This window comes from Seonamhaeicola marinus, assembly GCF_008085455.1.
Map to the genome: position 1 here is coordinate 1 of NZ_VSDQ01000323.1, position 1,256 is coordinate 1,256.

Sequence of the window (1,256 nt, forward strand, 5' to 3'; positions counted from 1 at the left end):
TGTTACATACAATTATGCAATGTTTAAAAAATTTCTGTTTGCGTTAGGGATTGCAGCAAGCTACCGTGTAGCGCGTAAAGCCCGACCGCGCCTTAAGCGGGGTAACGCCCAAAAAAAAATGGTAAACTGTAAATCAAATGATTATCTTTGTGCACTTAAATTTACACACAGTTTTTAGATTATGTCGCAATTATCAGAACAAGAGCTAGTTAGAAGAGAAAAATTAAAAAAATTACGTGCATTGGGTATTAATCCGTACCCTGCAGATTTATATCCTGTAAGCCATACATCAAAACAAATTAAAGAACAGTTTGAAGAAGGTAAAGATGTTACCATTGCTGGACGTTTAATGATGGTTAAAGTGCAAGGTAAAGCTAGTTTTGCGCAATTACAGGATGCAGAAGGCAAAATACAAGTATACTTTAACAGAGATGAAATTTGTACTGGTGAAGACAAAACTAAATACAACGAAATTTTTAAAAAACTTTTAGATTTTGGTGATTTTATTGGTATTGAAGGTGATTTATTTACCACTAAAGTTGGCGAAAAAAGTGTACGTGTTAAAGATTTTAAATTACTTAGTAAGGCTTTAAAACCATTACCGCTACCAAAAGAAAAAGACGGCGTTGTGTTTGATGCTTTTACAGACCCTGAGCAGCGTTACCGCCAACGTTATGCAGATTTGGTTGTTAACCCACATGTTAAAAACGTGTTTGTTAAACGTACAAAGCTATTTAACGCTATGCGCCAGTTTTTTAACGATGCTGGTTATTTTGAAGTTGAAACACCTGTTTTACAACCAATTCCGGGTGGTGCCGCCGCAAGACCTTTTATTACACACCATAATGCACTAGATGTACCTTTATACATGCGTATTGCCAATGAGCTTTACTTAAAAAGACTTATTGTTGGTGGTTTTGATGGTGTTTATGAGTTTTCTAAAAATTTTAGAAATGAAGGCATGGACAGAACTCACAACCCAGAGTTTACGGCTATGGAAATTTATGTTTCATACAAAGACTACAATTGGATGATGGACTTTTGTGAACGCCTTTTAGAGCACTGTGCTATGGCTGTAAATGGCACTACTAAAGCTACTTTTGGTAAACATGAGGTTGACTTTAAAGCTCCTTATGCACGAGTTACCATGGCCGATTCTATTAAAGAATTTACTGGCTTTGATATTACTGGTAAAACCAAAGATGATATAAGAAAAGCTGCCATTGATATGGGTATTGAAGTTGATGCTACAATGG

At 35.7% G+C, this 1,256-nt stretch carries 1 protein-coding gene; it reads left to right on the forward strand.

Annotated elements, in window-relative coordinates; all coding sequences use genetic code 11:
- Window positions 1-181: 181 nt before the first annotated feature.
- Window positions 182-1,256, forward strand: a 1,075-nt coding sequence (locus FUA24_RS04190; protein WP_246146949.1) for a lysine--tRNA ligase, incomplete at its 3' end; no start/stop codon positions are given.